Consider the following 15,185-nt stretch of genomic DNA (forward strand, 5'->3'; position numbering starts at 1 on the left):
ATACTATTCATCCATGTCCCTCTGGCTCATCCGCGCAGGCCGTCACGGCGAATTTGAATCCAAATTTTTTGAGGAGGGTCGTGTCTACGTGACGTGGGGCGATCTACAGCTCAACCTCTCCAAACTGGAGGGACGCGAGGAGCTGCTGAAGGCGCTGGCGGAAGTCTACAAGGACGCCAAACTCAACAAGCTGCGCAACTGGGCGGGGCAGCTCTGGCCCTTTGCGCACGCCATGCAAAAGGGCGACCTCGTGGTGCTGCCGAGCAAGACGCAGCAGAGCATCTACGTGGGGGAGATCACCGGAGACTACCACTACGAGCCCAAGGGGCCCAATCCCTTTTACCACTACCGCACCGTGAAGTGGATCGGCGAGGCGATCCCCCGCCAGCGCTTTGGCCAGGATCTGCTGCATTCCCTGGGCGCCTTCCTCACCATCTGCCGCATCCAGCGCAACAACGCTGAGGCACGCCTGAAAGCCATGAAGACCAGCGGCTGGGGCGAAGATCCCGGCAAGAAAGGGATCAAAGTGAAAACGAAAACCACCGCAGCGGCAGCCGAGGTGGAGGAGGAGCTGGACACCGAAGACATCGATCTGGAGCAGGAAGGGCTGGACCGCATCGCCATGCTCATCGAGTCCAAGTTTGCCGGGCACCATCTCACGCGGCTGGTGGAAGGTCTGCTGCAGGCGCAGGGCTACACCACCTACCGCAGCCCGGAGGGCGCAGATGGCGGCGCAGACATTCTGGCTGGCATGGGCGCGCTGGGCTTTGGCTCTCCGCAGCTTTGCGTGGAGGTGAAATCTGAGTCCTCCCCGATCGACCGGCCCACCGTGGACAAGCTGCTGGGGGCGATGAGCAAATTCAGCGCGCCGCAGGGGCTCTTTGTCTCCTGGGGCGGCTTCAGACAAAACGTGCAGAAGGAGCTGGCCCAGAGCTTTTTCAAAGTGCGCCTCTGGACGCGCAAGGAGCTGCTGGACGCGCTCTTTGCCCACTACGACAAGCTGGATGCCGACTTGAAAGCCGAGTTGCCTCTGAAGCGCATCTGGACCGTGGCCGCACAGGAGGAGGAATGATACGATGAATGCTGACAACGATACCGCGCTCGTCTCCGCCTATAGAAAATCCAAGGCCACTGTGGTCACGCAGAAGGGATTCGGCTTGAAGCTTGGCAGCCCTTTGCGGGACCGCTGGGTAACTCCGGGTGTGCAGCATGTGCGGCTGGAACTCGAAGGCATTTCAAGACCGCTCGAAGTAAGCTTGCTCAAAGGTTTCTGGAATGAGTGCGCCGAGTTCATGCACGAGGACATTTATGAGTGGATAGCGAGCCAAGGTCTGGCGATTCCATGGCCGTCGGGCAAACCGCACCACTTTGAGATGGCAAGGATCAGCGGCACTGAGTTTCGCGTACGGCGGCTACGGAGCCCCGCTGGAGGGTAGATATGATGGCTCCCACCTTTACTCCGAGCCGCCCCCTCACAAATCCTTATCCCGCTCCCCTTCCCCGAAGCTGGCAGACTTGTACTTGCCAGTCATGCGGAAGTCGCGGGCCTGATGGATGGCGGTGGTGAGCTGGGGCATGGCCTTGAGGGTGGCGGGTGGTACGGAGCCGATGAGGGCATCGATCACGACAGGAACTCCTTGGGAGTTGATACGGATGTTTCCCGGATGCAGATCTCCGACGAGCCAGGCCTCTTCATCGCCCCAGAAGAGATAGACAGGCATGCCCAGCGGGCAGGTGGGGCGCACGGCCTTCATCATGCTGACGGCGGTGAGGCTGTCTGAAGTAAAGTCCTTGTACATCTGACAGAAGGGCTGCTTGGCGATGAGAAAGTCGCCGGTGTCGCTGAGGCCCACGATCTCGGTGGGGCAGGCACCGGCTTCGTGCAGGAGGCGGAGCTTTTGCACGGTATCGAGCAGCGTGGCATCCACCTGCTCCAGCCTGAAATGGAAGTCGTCATCACGGCAAAACTCGAGCTTCTGCCCGAGGGCGCCGTTGGCACGAAGATCGAAGAGCTTGTACACGCAGCGGGTGTCGGCATCGAGCCAGGCACTGGCTTCCTTGCCTTCATTCAGACGCTGCAACTGCCGGGAGGCGAGTGCGCTGAGCTCGTCGAAGTAAAACCCGAGACGGTCGAGCGAGACTAGCGGGACGTCCCAGAGCTTTGACTCTGCGGCAACAGTGGCCTGCCAAACATCAGGCGAAAGCGATTGCCGGGATGGAGTTGTTCGATGAGTTTCCTGGATTCCACGCGCTCGTTGACGATTGATTCGTGTGCAAATGCGCCACTGCTCCACAGAGAGGGTGTCTCCGGTGATGGCTGTGGGACAGCCTGTGCGGAAGTCGAATTCGTATTGGTCGGGCGGCTGGTCATTCAAGGGCGGTGGCGACGGGATCTGGTTTTACCATCTACGGCTGGCGGCTGTCAATCATGCTAACGCTTTTTCGGGAAGCACGGGATGTGCCAGTGACAAAGAGTCACACTCCAGTGAAGGCCGGAAGCCTTTGACCAGCCAGGCTCAACCCCGCCTCCACTGTGCTCTTCCAAGGTTCGAGTTCTTGCCAGGTAATGAGGATGCCAGATTCAACCCACATTCTCAGCGCTGAAATTCTTTTCACACCAACCGCGGATCAAAGCTGAACGGCACCGGCTTCCCGATGGCGATCTTCCTGAAATCCGGGTGAGTGGGATTGAGGAGGTAGTTGGGCTCGGCGGGGATGATGACGCTGGGGAGTTGCAGGATGGCGGAGCGGGACTCGCGGGCCCAGTGGTCGCCTAGGGCCTGGGTGGAGGGCGGGGCGGGCTGCTCGGCCCAGTCGGGCGGGAGTACGGGGGGCGTCTCCACCAGCGTGGAGTCAAACTCCACCGGGATGACCACATACTTGAAGAGCACCGGCGGATTCAGATGCACCAGCGACTCCAGCACCGCCAGCGCCTGCGTGCTGCTGGTGTACACGAGGCTCACGCCGGGGGAGTTCCACCGCCCGCCAAAAAGCCGCGCCCCCTCGCCACTGAAGGCGGTGGCCGCGTGCTTTTCCTTCACGATGCGCCAGGCCTTCAGCTTCATGCGTAGACTCCGTATTCGATGCGGCCGAGGAGATTTTCCACCTCCCGCGCACCGACTTCTGTCTCGGCATATTCCAGAGGCACCGCACCGCCCAGCCCCACCTGCGGCGAGGTGAGCCACCGCCGCGCATTCTCCAGAGACTCCATGACGCTGACCGCCCGGCCCACGAGCCGGGCAAAGCGCACGACGCGGTCTGACTCCGGCAGATCCAGCCTGCCAGTGGCCATCCTGCGGTGCAGCGTGGCCTTGGAGATGCCGAGCATGGGCACCAGCCTTTCCATGGAGACATCCAGGCTGCTGCGCAGGTCATCGAGCTCCTGCACCGGCAGCCCGAGCTTGAGCGAGCGAATGAGCTGGGCCGGGGTGTGCTCCACCACCGCCTTTTCAGGCGCGGCATGCACCAGGCAATGGACGATGTTGCCAGCTTCTTTTGTCGAAACGACACGCGCTGGCGCCGCGGTGGAATACGGCCGCTGGGTTTCACTGACCACTGCCGGGCCATGCTGCGGCGCCTCACTGACGGCGTAGCGGCCGGCGTTTTTCCTCAAACCGCGCTCGCCTTGGTCGTCACGCGTCTGGCGGATCGACCTGCCTGAGGCGGCGGCTTTGCCTTGGGAGTGTATCGGTTGTTTTTTCATTTGATACTATTTCTTGTATCATTTGCGTCATTCGTCAAGCCCGAGCTTTGCTTTGCATCATTCCTCATCGCGTCTTTTCACCTGCCATGGTGCGGGCATGAGAAAGCCGGAGCACCTAGGCAAAGGCGTAGCACAGCGAGATCGCACTCGAAGTCTGCCCTGCATCGAATGCGCGAGTGGCAGCGCCACGGCGTGGAGCGGTGGATTCCCCCCCTCACAGCGTCTTCCAGTCCACCGTGGCGGCTTGCTTGGCGGTCATACCTTGCTTCTTGAGTACGCGGGCCAGCAGGCGGTCGTCGAGGTCGTCCTGCTCCACGGGACTGAGCTCGGCCCATTGCTTGGTGACGCCGTGGCCGGAGCGGCAGAGGCAGTCGTAGCGGGCCAGGGCCTCCACCAAGGCGGTGGCGCTTTTATAGCCTAGTTCTTTGGCCCTGAGCTCCAAAGCGTCGGCAAGGGAATGACTGAGGCGGAAGGTTTTGGTTCGTGAGGCGGACATAGGGTTTATTTACAAACGTTGTAATACAGGCACATGATTGCGTCATCAGGTTTCAGATAGTATTTTGTTCACATGAACATCAAAATCATGCCCCCCATGGCAGGACCTTGCACGCACGCCCTCGGCGCCTCCAGGCAGGCTCCGGTGGGCATGCCAGGCGGGTGGGGCGGCAGCCTGACAAGGCGTGGCTTTGCCCCTGTGAATGAAGCCGCGGCCACGGCATCATCTGCCGGTGTGGCGATGGGGGCTGAGCCAGCACGCGGCCCCGTGCATGGGTGCGGCCACCTGCAGGTGCGTGCGGCGTCTCTGGCGCTGCGCGGGGCTACTTCCTGGGCTTTGCCGCCTTGCGGGCCTTCGTGGGGCTTTGCGTAGCCTCGGCCAGGGCGGCTTCAAACAGGGCGCGGATGTATTCGGCCTTGTTGGGGTAGCCTTTCTGCGCGGCGAGCCGCGCGAGCGCCTCGTCCTTTTCGGCGCTGATGTAGGCTCCGGCCAGCTTGGTTCCGCTTTGGCGTTGGTTGGGCATGAGAATGTGAAAAGGGGGAAGGTCTGAGTCTCAGGTGATTAACACCAAGGATCACCCACCGGAAGATTTATTCAACAGTTTTTATTTGACGGGTGATTACCACCCGGCCACAATGGTGATTATCACCCGCAGCAAGGATCAGCAATGAAATTAGCAGGAGCCTACATCAATGATGCAACGTATGAGCGGCTGGCGGCGCTGGCGGCTGCCAACAACCGCACGCTGGCCGGGCAGTGCCGCCACCTCTTTGACCGCGCGCTGCGCGGGCAGCTGGAGGTGCCGCCGTGCGCGGCTCTCGCCGTCCCCGCTCAGGGGAAACCACAGCCGCAGGCACGTCGCGCACGCAGTGCGGGCTCGTGCACCGCAGAGGCTGCTGCGGCTTCCGCCACCGTGCAGGCTGCGGGCAGCCGCAGGCCGTCTGGCGCGCAGGGCAGCACCACGCCTTCTCCCACCGCAGGATCTGTCAGCGGGCTGCTTGGCGGCGACTCTGTGTCAGCGGCTCCGCCGCCCGGTGGTTCGAGGCTGAATGACGGCGCCGCACTCGCTGCAGGCGGCCTGCCATCCTGCATCGGCCCATGCCCCGGGCGCTGCGCGCAGGGCGTGGCTGGCGACGGCGCGGCCCACGCTGGCGTGGTGGCTGTCGAAATCGGGAAGTCGTAGGCTTCTACATACCACGTTATCGCACTAAATAGCATTTTGTGCCTCATCTTCAACCACCTAACCCTCATCTGCCGACCATGAAACAGACGCTGCTGGAGCTCATGCAAAAATCCTCCGGGGCGCTGCCGCCGCAGCACCCGCGCCGCTCGGCCTTCCGCCCGCTGCTGCCGCTCTTTATGGCGATGGCGGAGAAAGGCCACACCGCCGGGAGCATGGCGGACTTTCTGGTGCAGCAGCAGGAGATCGCGCCCGAGCGGCGCAGGGCCGCCAGCCGCAGCATCCGCAATCTCCTGGCCCGCCACAGCCCGGTGCTGTGAGCCCGCAGGAAGACCTGAAATCGAGCACAATCCTACCGCCCTCATCCGCAGCACAGCCCCCAAACCACTCACGGCCAACCACTGCAAACCATCGCAAACAACTGCCAACCACCGCAAACTCCCCCTCCCCTTCCCCATCATGACCACATCCACACTTCTCTTTATCTCCGCTGCCGTGCTGTTGGGCGTGGCGCTGGTGGTGCTGGGCTGGCGCGCCTGGATGCGCCATCAGGACATCGAGCGCCTGCGCCGCAATGGCTGGCGGCGGATCGCCATGCGCCAGGCACGGCGCGGCTGGGTAGACCCCGACTTTGTGCGCAGCCTCTCGGAGCTGACGCTGCTGGTGCTCATGCTGGTGTCCGTGCTGGGCTGGCTGGGCGCGGGCCCGCCGCACTGACGCGCGCTCTGGTGTGCTGCGTCATACCACATTGTGCTATTCCATGCTGATACGTGAACGTGTTTTCAAGATCGATGCCGCAGATGCCTCCGCAGGCTGTGCCACGCCGGACGCTGCGCTGACGGCCCCTGTTTCCGCCCCTTTTCCGCTGTTTGTCTCCTTTGCCCCCGGGCCTGCCCGCCGTGCCTCCGGCAGGCGCTCCGCCCCCTTTTTTCCCGACACCCGAACCACACTGAACACCCATGAAGACATACGACATCGACAAACTGATGCACGCCCTGAAGCCGGACGGCCATGGCAGCCACCCGCTGGCCACGGAGCTGCACCGCCTGGCCTGCGCGCTGCAGGAGCAGACGGACAAGGTGCACGCCGCGCTGGACACGGTGCGGAATCCCCAGTTTAAGGGCGATGTGGCCGGCGATCTGGCCCCGTGGCCGGACCACTTCCCCCTGGAGCTGGACCACAGCGAGGACAGCCTGAACGACATCTTTGTACGCGGCCAGTCGGTGAGCGAGCACCTGGCCCCGGGCCTGTGGGAGGAGGCGGAGGCGTATGTGCGCGAGCGCTTTTCCGCAGACATGCCGGAGAGCCGCCGCCGCGTGGTGGCACGCATGGACGCCACGGACCTGCGCACGGCGCGCGCGGCCTGATGTTTCACCATTGTTTTATGTATTTTCAGTCTGTTACCATGTTGTGCTGCTTTGTGGTAGAGCAGTGGTCCTCGGTGCCCGGCGGTTCGTTTTCTGCCGCCGGGTGCCCTGGATCTGCCGCCGCCACACGCACACACCCCGATGCGCCACGCACGGGGCAGGCACGGGCAGACGCGTTTTTTTGGGAAAGGAGAGGAAGAAAGGCAGGGGTGGTCCAGCTGCGCCGCAACCAAGAGGGCTCGGCGGCAAGGGATGCGTGGTTCCGTGGGGGAGCATGCGCATCCGGGTTGCGGCGCAGCTGGGCCACTCCTGCAGACTCCTCCATCTCCCGCATCCCGGCCACCTGAGACACTGACGACTGAAGCCTGACCCATTTCCCCCCTGCCACACCCATACCACATCCTGCCATGAACATCGCCCAACTTATCGACGAACTCGCCACGCTGAAATCCCACCTCGGGCCGGAGGCGGAGGTGCGCGCCTGGCACCTGGGCAGCCGCGAGCCGCTGCAGCCGCTGGAGGTGCTGAAAACCGCCGGCGTGACGGCCGGATGGGACACGCACGCGCAAAAGCCCACCGCTGTGATCAGCCTGAAGCCCTGAGCCGGGCTGACTACAGCAGCCGCCAGCGCTGCGGCTCCTGCTGCCACAGCGCCTTCCGCCGGTGCTTTCTGTTTTGAATCACCGGGCCCCCACGATCCCCCCCACCCCTCAACCCCACACCCCACGCACCCCACATGACAAAGCCGAGCTGACCCACCTACCACATCCTACCAGCATCCATGCATCCCCGTTTCTCGAATGATCCGCACAGGCCTGCGCCGCACGCGCCGGGCGCTGATGCCAGGGCCAGCGCTCATTCACAACACCCGCCCGAGGAGGGCGATCCGCCTGCGTGGCGGGGGATCACCTGGCGCGACGTGCCCGGGCATGACCACGCCATGCAGAAGCTGAACTTCTCCCTGCTGAAACGCGGCCTGCTGAGCCACCACGAGAGCTGCAAAACGCTGGAAGGCGAGGCCCTGCGGCTGAAGCTGCACCAGCTGAGCGATCGCAACCGGCGCAACAGCCGCAAACGCCGCCACGCGCTGGAGCAGCCACCGCAGAAGCTGCCGCCAGGATGTGCGCCGCCGGCATCGCTGCCGCAGCCAGGACTGCCCAGGGCATCGCCCTGGCGGGAGTCGCCCTCGGCCACGACCGGGCCGGATAGGTCAGAGAGATCCGGGCCCTCCTGAGAAGGCGGACCCCGGGCTGGGATGGCGGCAGCGCTTTGAGCCGAGAACGAGCCACCAGTTTCTACCCTGAGATACCAGTTTCCATGAGCACCCCCACACCGATGAAGAATCCACCCTCCCTGCCCCAGCCGCCGGTGCGCGATGCGCCTGCGTTTGATTTCTACCCCGAGCGCTGGCTGGTGGGCGTGGCGGGCATGAGCGATGCCGAGCAGCTCTCCTACCTGCGCCTGCTGTGCCACCAGTGGCTGCTGCAGGGCCTGCCTGCGGATGTGCCCGCGCTGAAGCGCCTGGGCGGCAAGGGCGTGACGCCCGCCGTGCTGGCCAAGCTGCCGCTGCAGCCCGATGGCCGCCGCCGCAATGCCCGGCTGGAGATCATCCGCGAGGAGCAGCGGGAGAGGATCGCCAAAAAGAGCGCACAACGCCGTGCTGCCGCCCACAAGCGCTGGCACGGCAGCGCCACCGCGCCGCACACGGCTGGCAGTGCCGGTGCTGAGCCTGACGCATGGCCTGAGCATAACCCGACCGAGACCGATGCGGCAGGGATGCGGTCGCAATGCGGAGGCAGGTGCGGAGAGGCTGCGGCAGACATGCCCACCACTCACCGCCCACCACCCACCTCAGTACCAGAAGACGCAAACAACGCAGGCGCAGCTGCGCATGAGTCCGCCATCGCTGGCTCGATGCTCAGCGGCAGCGCCGTGCACGCGTCCCCTGCTGCCGCAGCGTGCGCGCAGGCCGTGGCTGGCAGCGGTTTCCACACCGTTAGTGATGCCCCGACTGCAAGCCGTGGCCATGCCGCCGGCTCTGCACCGGATGAGGACGAGGCGGTGCGCCACACGCCCGACCTGCCCACGGTGCTGGCCTGGGCCGGGATGATCGGCTGCCCGCCGGACAAGGCGGAGATCTGGTGGCACGAGCACGAGGCGCGGCCTCTCAGCCGCTTCGGACGCTGGACGGACCGCGATGGCAACGCGGTGCAGCGCCCGCAGAACGCGCTCTCCGCCTGGTGGCAGAAATGGCAGGCGAATGACCAGCAGCGCGCCACGCGCCTGCATGCCCAGCCTTCCACCGGATACCACGCCACAGCACGTTCTACCACCCAGCGCAGCGACACCGCGAACCGGCCCGGGAGGTATGCGTGAGGCGCGCAACCAACTGAAATCTAAAATCTAAAATCTGAAGTCTGAGCACTTCGCCCACTTTAAACCTGAAACTCCCCCGCCCCCATGCAATCCACCGCCCAACTCCTGCGCACAGATCGCGCGCTGACTGCCTCCCCCGATGAAGCCGAGATGCACCCGCATGTGGCGGAGTGGCCGTGGCGGTTTGAGGTTTACCACCCCGGGCTGCGCGAGGTGCTGCCGGCGGTGCAGGCCTGGTGCAGCGCGGTGATCCGCCGCGAGCCGCCGCGCCGATGGCTGAGCCTGCTGGGCCCCTCCGGTGTGGGCAAGACGCACATCCTCAAGCAGGCCCTTTCCTGCCTGCGCAGCGCCACCGCACGCGGCCTGTGGAAGATCCCCACCGCAACGGGTCAGCGCAGCCCGGAGATGGCCCACCTCATCCCCGCCGTGGACCTGACCGACTTCCGCGCCCCGCACGACTACGCCCGCTATGATCTCATTTACATCGAAGACATCGGCTCCGGCGCCACCCTGGACAAAGGCGCGGGTGCCGTGACAAGAAGCCGCGTGGCCGAGCTCCTCCAGCTCCGCAGCAACAAGTGGACCCTCATGGACGCCAACCTCTACCGCCGCGAGATCGAACACCAGCTCGACGGCCGCATCGCCTCCCGCCTCAAACGCGACGGCAGCTGGATGGTCGAGGTGCCGCCAGAGGTGGGGGATTATTGGGATCGGTGAGGGAGGGCGCTATGCGGACTACTTCGAGATGAAGTCGACTGTATTGAGATCAACGCTGACCCTGATGGTATTGTTGATCTGTGCGATCACGCTGCGAAGAGCCTGCTTGATCTTTCCACCATCAGTGGTGTAGACGAGCATGAGGTCGTTTTCATCTCCCTTTTCCGCGAGCCAGTCATCCAGATCCTGCCCGGACTGGAAGAGACCGCCGAAAGATTTGAGGGCATCGACACAGCGCCGGAAGAGCTTGGGATAGATCAGTGCGCCGCTTTCGCTGATGTCTTCCAGGGTCTCGACTTTGAAGCGGGAGGTGCTGTCGAATTTCCAGATGCCTTTCTTGGCTTCGCGGGCCTCTTTCATCGCTCCTATGAGGAGGCTGCGGGTGGTCCAGGAGACCCCTTTGTCATAGAAGCCGAGGTAGGCATTTCCGGTGGCGGCGGCGTGGTAGTTGTAGGTCAGCTTGAGCACGTCATCCACCTTGGTGTCTGCACCGTCCTGGAGTTTGCTCGCGCCCTCTTCATTGAGCACAAAGGAGATGGGGCGGCCATGGGCCTCAAAGCCTGAGCAGACGATGCCACCGGGTTTCGTCCACTCAAACGCAGCAGGGGCGACCTCCCAGTCCCAGTCCTTGGGATCTTCGCCGAGCCACGTGAGCAGGCCGTTGCGGCTCTCGATTCCGTGTGGCTGCTTGGCACCGCCATAATGCAGCTCCGGAGTGTCGATGGCTTCAAAACGAAGCTGGAGATTCCATGGATCCTGGTTTTTCAGGTCGGGCTCCTGGTAGCCATGCAGGGTCTGAAAGAGGGTGGGATCGTCTGGAATGAAGCGCATGGAGTCTCCATCTGGCGATGTTTTTTCCCTTACATAGAACTGACCTTTGATGAAACGACCGTATCCGAGTGACATGATGTTATTTAAGGTGGATTGTTTCTATAAACCGCGTTCTTAATATGAAGACCGGCACACTTTGACAAGTGACAAATGTTTGACTTCTTTCTGACTAGAACCCGTTCTGAAAACGCTTTTATGCGCCAGGCCGCGCAGAGCCGCACTCGGAGAGTACGGACGCCGCGCTGGGTGCGTGGGGTGACTTGAGGGGATGTGTGGCTGGCCTGTCGGGGCAGGACTGCCCCGGTTGCCGGCATGGGCCAGTCGATTATTTCCTCGCCAAAGCGCAGGGTTTTGCTTGGGTAGGCTGGGTGGCATCTCTCTTATGGCAAAATCTCCGGCTCCGTCTTCCAAGCGTCTTGTGCGCTACTTTGTTTCCTACACGCGCACGGATGGCGATCTGCCTGAAAAGCTGCTCAAGGAGCTGGACAAGCTCTTTGGCGCCTGCGCGGAGTTTGAGTTTAAGCGCTGGCAGGACACGCACATCCTCCCGGGCGAGAAGTGGCATGCGGAGATCCAGGGCGCGATCGAAGAATGTGATTTTGGCCTGCTGCTGGTGAGTCCGGCGTTTCTCGGGAATGCCTACATCAGCGAGCATGAGCTGCCGCATTTTGTGAACGGAAAGAAGCTCTGCCTGCCGGTGGGCCTGTGCCGCATCAGCCTGGAAAACCATGATCTGAAGGGGCTGCAGGAAACTCAAATCTACCTGCACGTGCCTGCACGCGGCAAGCATGGGAAGGCCTTTGATCAGTTTGGCAGCGCGAAGACGCAGGCGGAGTTTGCCTACACGCTGCATGAGAGGATCATCGCACGCCTGAAGAAGAGCCTCGGCGAAAAGACGCCTGCGCCTGCCCTGGCGCAGCCTGCCACCAAGCCTGCGGAAAGCACGCGCGACAACCTGCCGCGGCTCATGCATTTCTATGGGCGGCAGAAGGAGCTGGAGGTCATCGCCAAGGCTTTGCTGCCACAGACGCGGACCTGGGGCGTGCTGATTGACGGGCCGGGGGGCATGGGCAAGACCTCGCTGGCAGTGCGTGCGGCGGAGCTGGCGCGGCCGCAGTTTGACCGGGTGCTGTTTGTCTCGACGAAAACTCAGAAGCTCACGCCGCAGGGAGCGGTGGCGCTGAGCCAGTCCATCGTGCCCGCGTATCCAGAGCTGCTGAGCGAGACCGCGCGGCTGCTGGGGCTGGCGCATGCCAAGGAACTGCCTGAGGCGGAGCGCGCCGCTGTCATCAAGGCGGCGCTGGAAAAGGAAAAAGTGCTGCTCCTTTTTGACAACCTGGAGAACCTGGACAAGGCGCAGATGAACCTGCTCTATGAGTTCGTGGCGGACCTGCCGCCCAGCTGCAAGGCCATCGTGACGAGCCGCCGCCGCACGGATGTGGAGGCACGCCTCATCCGGCTGGAGAAGCTGGAGCAGGACGCAGCGCTGGAACTGCTGGAGGAGCTGGCCGCAGACCGCGAGCTGCTGCGCAAGGCCAGCACAGAGCAGCGGGTGGGCCTGTATGTGGAGACGGGGGGCAATCCCCTGCTGATGCGCTGGGTGGTGGGGCAGCTCGGGCGCGGGAGCTGCCGCAGCATCGCCGCAGCGCTGGAGCTGTGCCGCAAGGCGGGCGACAGCAATGACCCGCTGGAGTTCATCTTTGGCGATCTGCTGGAGACCTTTTCGCCGGCGGAGACGCAGGTGCTCGTGGCGCTGAGCTACTTCACGCAAAAGATCGAGGTGAAGCACATCGCCGAGGTGGCCAAGCTTTCGCAAACGGCGGCGCAGACGGCGCTGGGAGATCTGGCCAACCGGGCGCTGGTGATGCCGGATGAGAGGGAGGAGACCTTTGCGCTGGTGCCCATGGTAGCGGATTTTCTGCGGGCCAGACGCCCCAAAGTCGTGGCAGAGACCGGCAGCCGCCTGGAGAAGCGCGCCCTGGCGCTGATCCTGGAAAACGGCTACAGTAACCACGACTGCTTCCCCAAGCTGGACGCCGCCTGGCCCGTCGTGGCCCCGGCGCTGCGGCTCTTTCTGGCCGGGGACAATAAGCGGCTGCAGGAGGTGTGTGGTGCGCTTGCCAGCTTCCTCGACTTCACCGGCCGCTGGGATGAATGGCTGGCTCTCAGCCAGCAGGCGGAGGGCTGGGCGGTGGCGGCGGGAGATCACCGCCATGCCGGATGGCGCGCCTATCAGGCAGGCTGGGTGCACTACCTGCGCTGGCAGGCAGAGGCCGTGCTGGCCAGTGCCGGGCGCGCGGCGCAGCACTGGCAGCGGGCCTTTCCCGCCGGTGGCACCGCGCAGGCAGGCCTACGGGAGCGAACGATGGCCCTGCGCCTGCGTGGCATTGGTCACCAATTGCAAAAGGACTACCCAGCAGCCACTGCCGCCTTTCGTGAAGTGGTGTATCTGCGCCGCCAACTGGGCGCCGAGAGCACCGATCTGGCGATGGCTCTGAATTCTCTCGCCTTTGCCGAGCGCTTATCGGGCGACCACGCCGCCGCCGAGCGAGACTACCATGAGGCCCTGCGCGTGGCCCAGGCGGTGAGCGACGACGAAGGCATCGCTATCTTCACGGGTAATCTGGCAGTGCTGGCCCTGGACCGCGAGGACTGGCCGCAGGCCGAGGCGCTGGCCCTCGAGGCACTGGCCTTGGCCGAGAAGTTGGGGCGGCAGGAATTGATCGCGGCAGACTGCCACCGCCTCGCCCTAGCCCTGGCCCGACAGGGGCACGGCGCTGAGGGGCTGCCCCATGCCCGCCGTGCGGTGGAGATCTACACCCGCCTCGGCTCGCCCAACCTTGCCGATGCGAAGAAGACGCTGGCGGAGTGTGAGGGAGAAGGATGAAGCCGGAGAGGAGGCCCCTTGGGCGCTGCTGTGTTTTCTGCACGAGCACTCAGGGCACGCGGAGCCGGGGCATCACGCCCGGGGCGGTGGGAGGGCGGGGGCTTCAATGGCTTCGTCTTCGAGGGGGATTTTGTCGAAGACTTCGAGGTTGAGGAAGATGAGGGCGAGGAGGTCGGCACCGAAGGCCATGATGCGCTCCACGCCATCGCGGGTGAAGATCTCGCGCTGCGACTGGTTGAGGCTGTCCACGGTGAGGAAGCCGTAGATGTTCTGTTTGTCGGCCGGGGTGGCCCGGTGCATGATGGGGACGACGAGGGTGGCATTATACCACTCCTTCCAGCGGGGATTGTTGTTGGTGTAGTGGCCTTCTTTTTCCAGCTTCCTGAGGTCGTTGCAGAGGAACTCGGAGGCCCCGGTGAGGATGTGGCTGAAGTCGGTGTTGTCTTTAAGGGGGTAGGCTTCCTTGCGGACTTCGCGCTCGGTGAAGAGGGTGGCGGTCTCGTGGTCGCGCGCGAGGGTGATGATGTAGTGGTCCCTGGGGTCGATGAGGGCGGCGGCCTTGTCCTCCATGTCGCAGAGGGTTTTCACCATTTTGCCGGTGACCTGCACTTTGACGGAGAGAGAGATTTTTTCGTCGATCTTGAGCATCTGAAAATGATTGGTGATCATTTTCATGAGGATGGCGACGACCTTCTCCACGGAGCGCTCCATGATGCCGCGCAGCTTTTTGTTTCGGTAGCTGAAGCGGTAGGGGTAGATGCCGCTGCCAAACTGCGTGTAGATGGTCTGGCGGGTGTCACGCATGACCTCGTAGTAAAAGCCGGACTGCTCGGAGATGAGGCGCTTGAGGAGGTCGTCGTAGTCCTTGTGGTTCTTTTTCTGGGTGGCGTAGTCGGCCAGGACCTGGCGGTAGCGCAGAAAGAAGAAGAGGGTGAGGATGATGAGGACGGAGAAGATGAGAAAGTTGTTCAGCACGAAGGACCACGCGGGCATGCTGGCGACGAGCATCTCCGCCAGGGTGATGGCGGCGCTGAGGCAGGCAAAGATGACGGCGAGACGAGTGAAGATGCGCTCCGGCTGGGGGCTGAGCTCAAAGCGGTGCTTGTCGTCATCTGAGACGGCTGTGTGCGTGGAGCTGGCGCCAGCGGCGGTGGCCTCTGCCGTGGTGAGCGCGGACTTTTCGTTTTTGAGGCTGAAGATGTTGTAAAAGAGGGCGGCGATGCCGAGGCCGATCTCCAGGATGAAGACTTTGAAGAGCTGGCTGCGCTCCTCCGGGGTGGGGGTGCTGGTGATGAAGACGCTGTGAATGGTGGCGGCCACCAGGACGATGTAGAGGAGCACAAACACCCAGAAGAGGATCCACCGCATGCGGATGTGAGCCAGCAGTGTCTGATCGAGGGAGGGGGGAGGCGACATGGCAGAATGCAGGCAATTGCTGAAAGTAAAAACCTTAGCGGTATTGAGCATTAACCCCTGATGTTCTTTACGCTTGCGCTGAAACAGTGACAATGTCGTAACAGGTACGCTCACGGTGGGAGGCGCGTTATGGCCACGTGGGAGTGTGCTGGGAAGGATGATCCAGCTTCGCTCCTGCCCTTGATTCACTGCGCGCGCGCGCAAGAGCGTCC

The 15,185-nt window shown here is 63.3% G+C and carries 18 protein-coding genes; 11 read left to right on the forward strand and 7 right to left on the reverse strand.

Going from position 1 to position 15,185, the window contains the following annotated elements:
- The first annotated feature begins 13 nt into the window (after positions 1-13).
- Both HNQ65_RS05080 and HNQ65_RS05085 read left to right on the forward strand, forming a co-directional pair.
- Positions 14-1,072 (forward strand): restriction endonuclease, encoded by a 1,059-nt coding sequence (locus HNQ65_RS05080; RefSeq protein WP_184338383.1) that lies wholly within the window; start codon positions 14-16, stop codon positions 1,070-1,072.
- Between the two features lie 4 nt (positions 1,073-1,076).
- Positions 1,077-1,436, forward strand: coding sequence for a hypothetical protein (locus tag HNQ65_RS05085; RefSeq protein WP_184338384.1), 360 nt, complete (start codon positions 1,077-1,079; stop codon positions 1,434-1,436).
- A gap of 36 nt (positions 1,437-1,472) precedes the next feature.
- Here the strand turns inward: HNQ65_RS05085 and HNQ65_RS05090 are convergent, their stop codons facing one another.
- The 5 genes from HNQ65_RS05090 to HNQ65_RS05110 all read right to left on the reverse strand — a co-directional run bounded on the left by HNQ65_RS05090 (position 1,473) and on the right by HNQ65_RS05110 (position 4,722).
- Positions 1,473-2,375 (reverse strand): hypothetical protein, encoded by a 903-nt coding sequence (locus tag HNQ65_RS05090; RefSeq protein ID WP_184338385.1) that lies wholly within the window; start codon positions 2,373-2,375, stop codon positions 1,473-1,475.
- A 237-nt stretch (positions 2,376-2,612) separates the two neighbouring features.
- Positions 2,613-3,065 (reverse strand): RES family NAD+ phosphorylase, encoded by a 453-nt coding sequence (locus HNQ65_RS05095; protein WP_184338386.1) that lies wholly within the window; start codon positions 3,063-3,065, stop codon positions 2,613-2,615.
- Entirely contained in the window at positions 3,062-3,703 is a 642-nt protein-coding gene (gene parS, locus HNQ65_RS05100) for a type II RES/Xre toxin-antitoxin system antitoxin (RefSeq protein WP_184338387.1), read from the reverse strand. The genes HNQ65_RS05095 and parS overlap by 4 nt, the downstream gene beginning before the upstream one ends.
- A gap of 214 nt (positions 3,704-3,917) precedes the next feature.
- Positions 3,918-4,199 (reverse strand): hypothetical protein, encoded by a 282-nt coding sequence (locus tag HNQ65_RS05105; protein WP_184338388.1) that lies wholly within the window; start codon positions 4,197-4,199, stop codon positions 3,918-3,920.
- Between the two features lie 322 nt (positions 4,200-4,521).
- Entirely contained in the window at positions 4,522-4,722 is a 201-nt protein-coding gene (locus HNQ65_RS05110; protein WP_184338389.1) for a hypothetical protein, read from the reverse strand.
- 144 nt (positions 4,723-4,866) lie between these two features.
- Here HNQ65_RS05110 and HNQ65_RS05115 point away from each other — a divergent pair, with 144 nt between their 5' ends.
- From HNQ65_RS05115 to HNQ65_RS05150, 8 genes are all read left to right on the forward strand, one after another.
- On the forward strand, positions 4,867-5,382 hold the full coding sequence (locus HNQ65_RS05115) for a hypothetical protein (protein ID WP_184338390.1): 516 nt from the start codon (positions 4,867-4,869) through the stop codon (positions 5,380-5,382).
- Between the two features lie 77 nt (positions 5,383-5,459).
- Complete coding sequence (locus HNQ65_RS05120) at positions 5,460-5,699, forward strand: hypothetical protein (protein ID WP_184338391.1); 240 nt, start codon at positions 5,460-5,462, stop codon at positions 5,697-5,699.
- 139 nt (positions 5,700-5,838) lie between these two features.
- A complete protein-coding gene (locus tag HNQ65_RS05125) occupies positions 5,839-6,096 on the forward strand; it encodes a hypothetical protein (RefSeq protein WP_184338392.1) in 258 nt (85 codons plus the stop codon).
- A 242-nt stretch (positions 6,097-6,338) separates the two neighbouring features.
- Entirely contained in the window at positions 6,339-6,746 is a 408-nt protein-coding gene (locus HNQ65_RS05130; RefSeq protein ID WP_184338393.1) for a hypothetical protein, read from the forward strand.
- Positions 6,747-7,153: 407 nt separating this feature from the next.
- Entirely contained in the window at positions 7,154-7,348 is a 195-nt protein-coding gene (locus HNQ65_RS05135; RefSeq protein ID WP_184338394.1) for a hypothetical protein, read from the forward strand.
- Between the two features lie 179 nt (positions 7,349-7,527).
- Complete coding sequence (locus tag HNQ65_RS05140; protein WP_184338395.1) at positions 7,528-7,980, forward strand: hypothetical protein; 453 nt, start codon at positions 7,528-7,530, stop codon at positions 7,978-7,980.
- 83 nt (positions 7,981-8,063) lie between these two features.
- On the forward strand, positions 8,064-9,122 hold the full coding sequence (locus HNQ65_RS05145) for a hypothetical protein (protein ID WP_184338396.1): 1,059 nt from the start codon (positions 8,064-8,066) through the stop codon (positions 9,120-9,122).
- An 84-nt stretch (positions 9,123-9,206) separates the two neighbouring features.
- Positions 9,207-9,839: a hypothetical protein gene (locus tag HNQ65_RS05150; protein ID WP_184338397.1), complete on the forward strand. Its 633-nt coding sequence runs from the start codon at positions 9,207-9,209 to the stop codon at positions 9,837-9,839.
- Between the two features lie 18 nt (positions 9,840-9,857).
- On the opposite strand, the gene HNQ65_RS05155 is transcribed toward HNQ65_RS05150, so the two are convergent.
- Positions 9,858-10,745 (reverse strand): hypothetical protein, encoded by an 888-nt coding sequence (locus HNQ65_RS05155; protein ID WP_184338398.1) that lies wholly within the window; start codon positions 10,743-10,745, stop codon positions 9,858-9,860.
- A gap of 307 nt (positions 10,746-11,052) precedes the next feature.
- Between HNQ65_RS05155 and HNQ65_RS05160 the strand changes: the two genes are divergently transcribed.
- Positions 11,053-13,557 carry a toll/interleukin-1 receptor domain-containing protein gene (locus tag HNQ65_RS05160; protein ID WP_184338399.1) on the forward strand — a complete coding sequence of 835 codons (2,505 nt, stop codon included), beginning with the start codon at positions 11,053-11,055 and terminating at the stop codon, positions 13,555-13,557.
- A gap of 72 nt (positions 13,558-13,629) precedes the next feature.
- Here HNQ65_RS05160 and HNQ65_RS05165 read toward each other — a convergent pair whose 3' ends face one another.
- Positions 13,630-14,973: a hypothetical protein gene (locus HNQ65_RS05165; RefSeq protein WP_184338400.1), complete on the reverse strand. Its 1,344-nt coding sequence runs from the start codon at positions 14,971-14,973 to the stop codon at positions 13,630-13,632.
- Between the last annotated feature and the right edge of the window lie 212 nt (positions 14,974-15,185).

The sequence above is a fragment of the Prosthecobacter vanneervenii genome, assembly GCF_014203095.1.
GTDB classification, from domain to species: domain Bacteria; phylum Verrucomicrobiota; class Verrucomicrobiia; order Verrucomicrobiales; family Verrucomicrobiaceae; genus Prosthecobacter; species Prosthecobacter vanneervenii.

Excerpts from the sequence above, each read along its gene's own strand:
- HNQ65_RS05080 (WP_184338383.1), top strand. The coding sequence starts at position 14 with ATGTCCCTCTGGCTCATCCGCGCAGGCCGTCACGGCGAATTTGAATCC.
- HNQ65_RS05085 (WP_184338384.1), top strand. The coding sequence starts at position 1,077 with ATGAATGCTGACAACGATACCGCGCTCGTCTCCGCCTATAGAAAATCC.
- HNQ65_RS05095 (WP_184338386.1), bottom strand. The coding sequence starts at position 3,065 with ATGAAGCTGAAGGCCTGGCGCATCGTGAAGGAAAAGCACGCGGCCACC.
- parS (WP_184338387.1), bottom strand. The coding sequence starts at position 3,703 with ATGAAAAAACAACCGATACACTCCCAAGGCAAAGCCGCCGCCTCAGGC.
- HNQ65_RS05105 (WP_184338388.1), bottom strand. The coding sequence starts at position 4,199 with ATGTCCGCCTCACGAACCAAAACCTTCCGCCTCAGTCATTCCCTTGCC.
- HNQ65_RS05110 (WP_184338389.1), bottom strand. The coding sequence starts at position 4,722 with ATGCCCAACCAACGCCAAAGCGGAACCAAGCTGGCCGGAGCCTACATC.
- HNQ65_RS05115 (WP_184338390.1), top strand. The coding sequence starts at position 4,867 with ATGAAATTAGCAGGAGCCTACATCAATGATGCAACGTATGAGCGGCTG.
- HNQ65_RS05120 (WP_184338391.1), top strand. The coding sequence starts at position 5,460 with ATGAAACAGACGCTGCTGGAGCTCATGCAAAAATCCTCCGGGGCGCTG.
- HNQ65_RS05125 (WP_184338392.1), top strand. The coding sequence starts at position 5,839 with ATGACCACATCCACACTTCTCTTTATCTCCGCTGCCGTGCTGTTGGGC.
- HNQ65_RS05130 (WP_184338393.1), top strand. The coding sequence starts at position 6,339 with ATGAAGACATACGACATCGACAAACTGATGCACGCCCTGAAGCCGGAC.
- HNQ65_RS05135 (WP_184338394.1), top strand. The coding sequence starts at position 7,154 with ATGAACATCGCCCAACTTATCGACGAACTCGCCACGCTGAAATCCCAC.
- HNQ65_RS05140 (WP_184338395.1), top strand. The coding sequence starts at position 7,528 with ATGCATCCCCGTTTCTCGAATGATCCGCACAGGCCTGCGCCGCACGCG.
- HNQ65_RS05145 (WP_184338396.1), top strand. The coding sequence starts at position 8,064 with ATGAGCACCCCCACACCGATGAAGAATCCACCCTCCCTGCCCCAGCCG.
- HNQ65_RS05150 (WP_184338397.1), top strand. The coding sequence starts at position 9,207 with ATGCAATCCACCGCCCAACTCCTGCGCACAGATCGCGCGCTGACTGCC.
- HNQ65_RS05155 (WP_184338398.1), bottom strand. The coding sequence starts at position 10,745 with ATGTCACTCGGATACGGTCGTTTCATCAAAGGTCAGTTCTATGTAAGG.
- HNQ65_RS05160 (WP_184338399.1), top strand. The coding sequence starts at position 11,053 with ATGGCAAAATCTCCGGCTCCGTCTTCCAAGCGTCTTGTGCGCTACTTT.
- HNQ65_RS05165 (WP_184338400.1), bottom strand. The coding sequence starts at position 14,973 with ATGTCGCCTCCCCCCTCCCTCGATCAGACACTGCTGGCTCACATCCGC.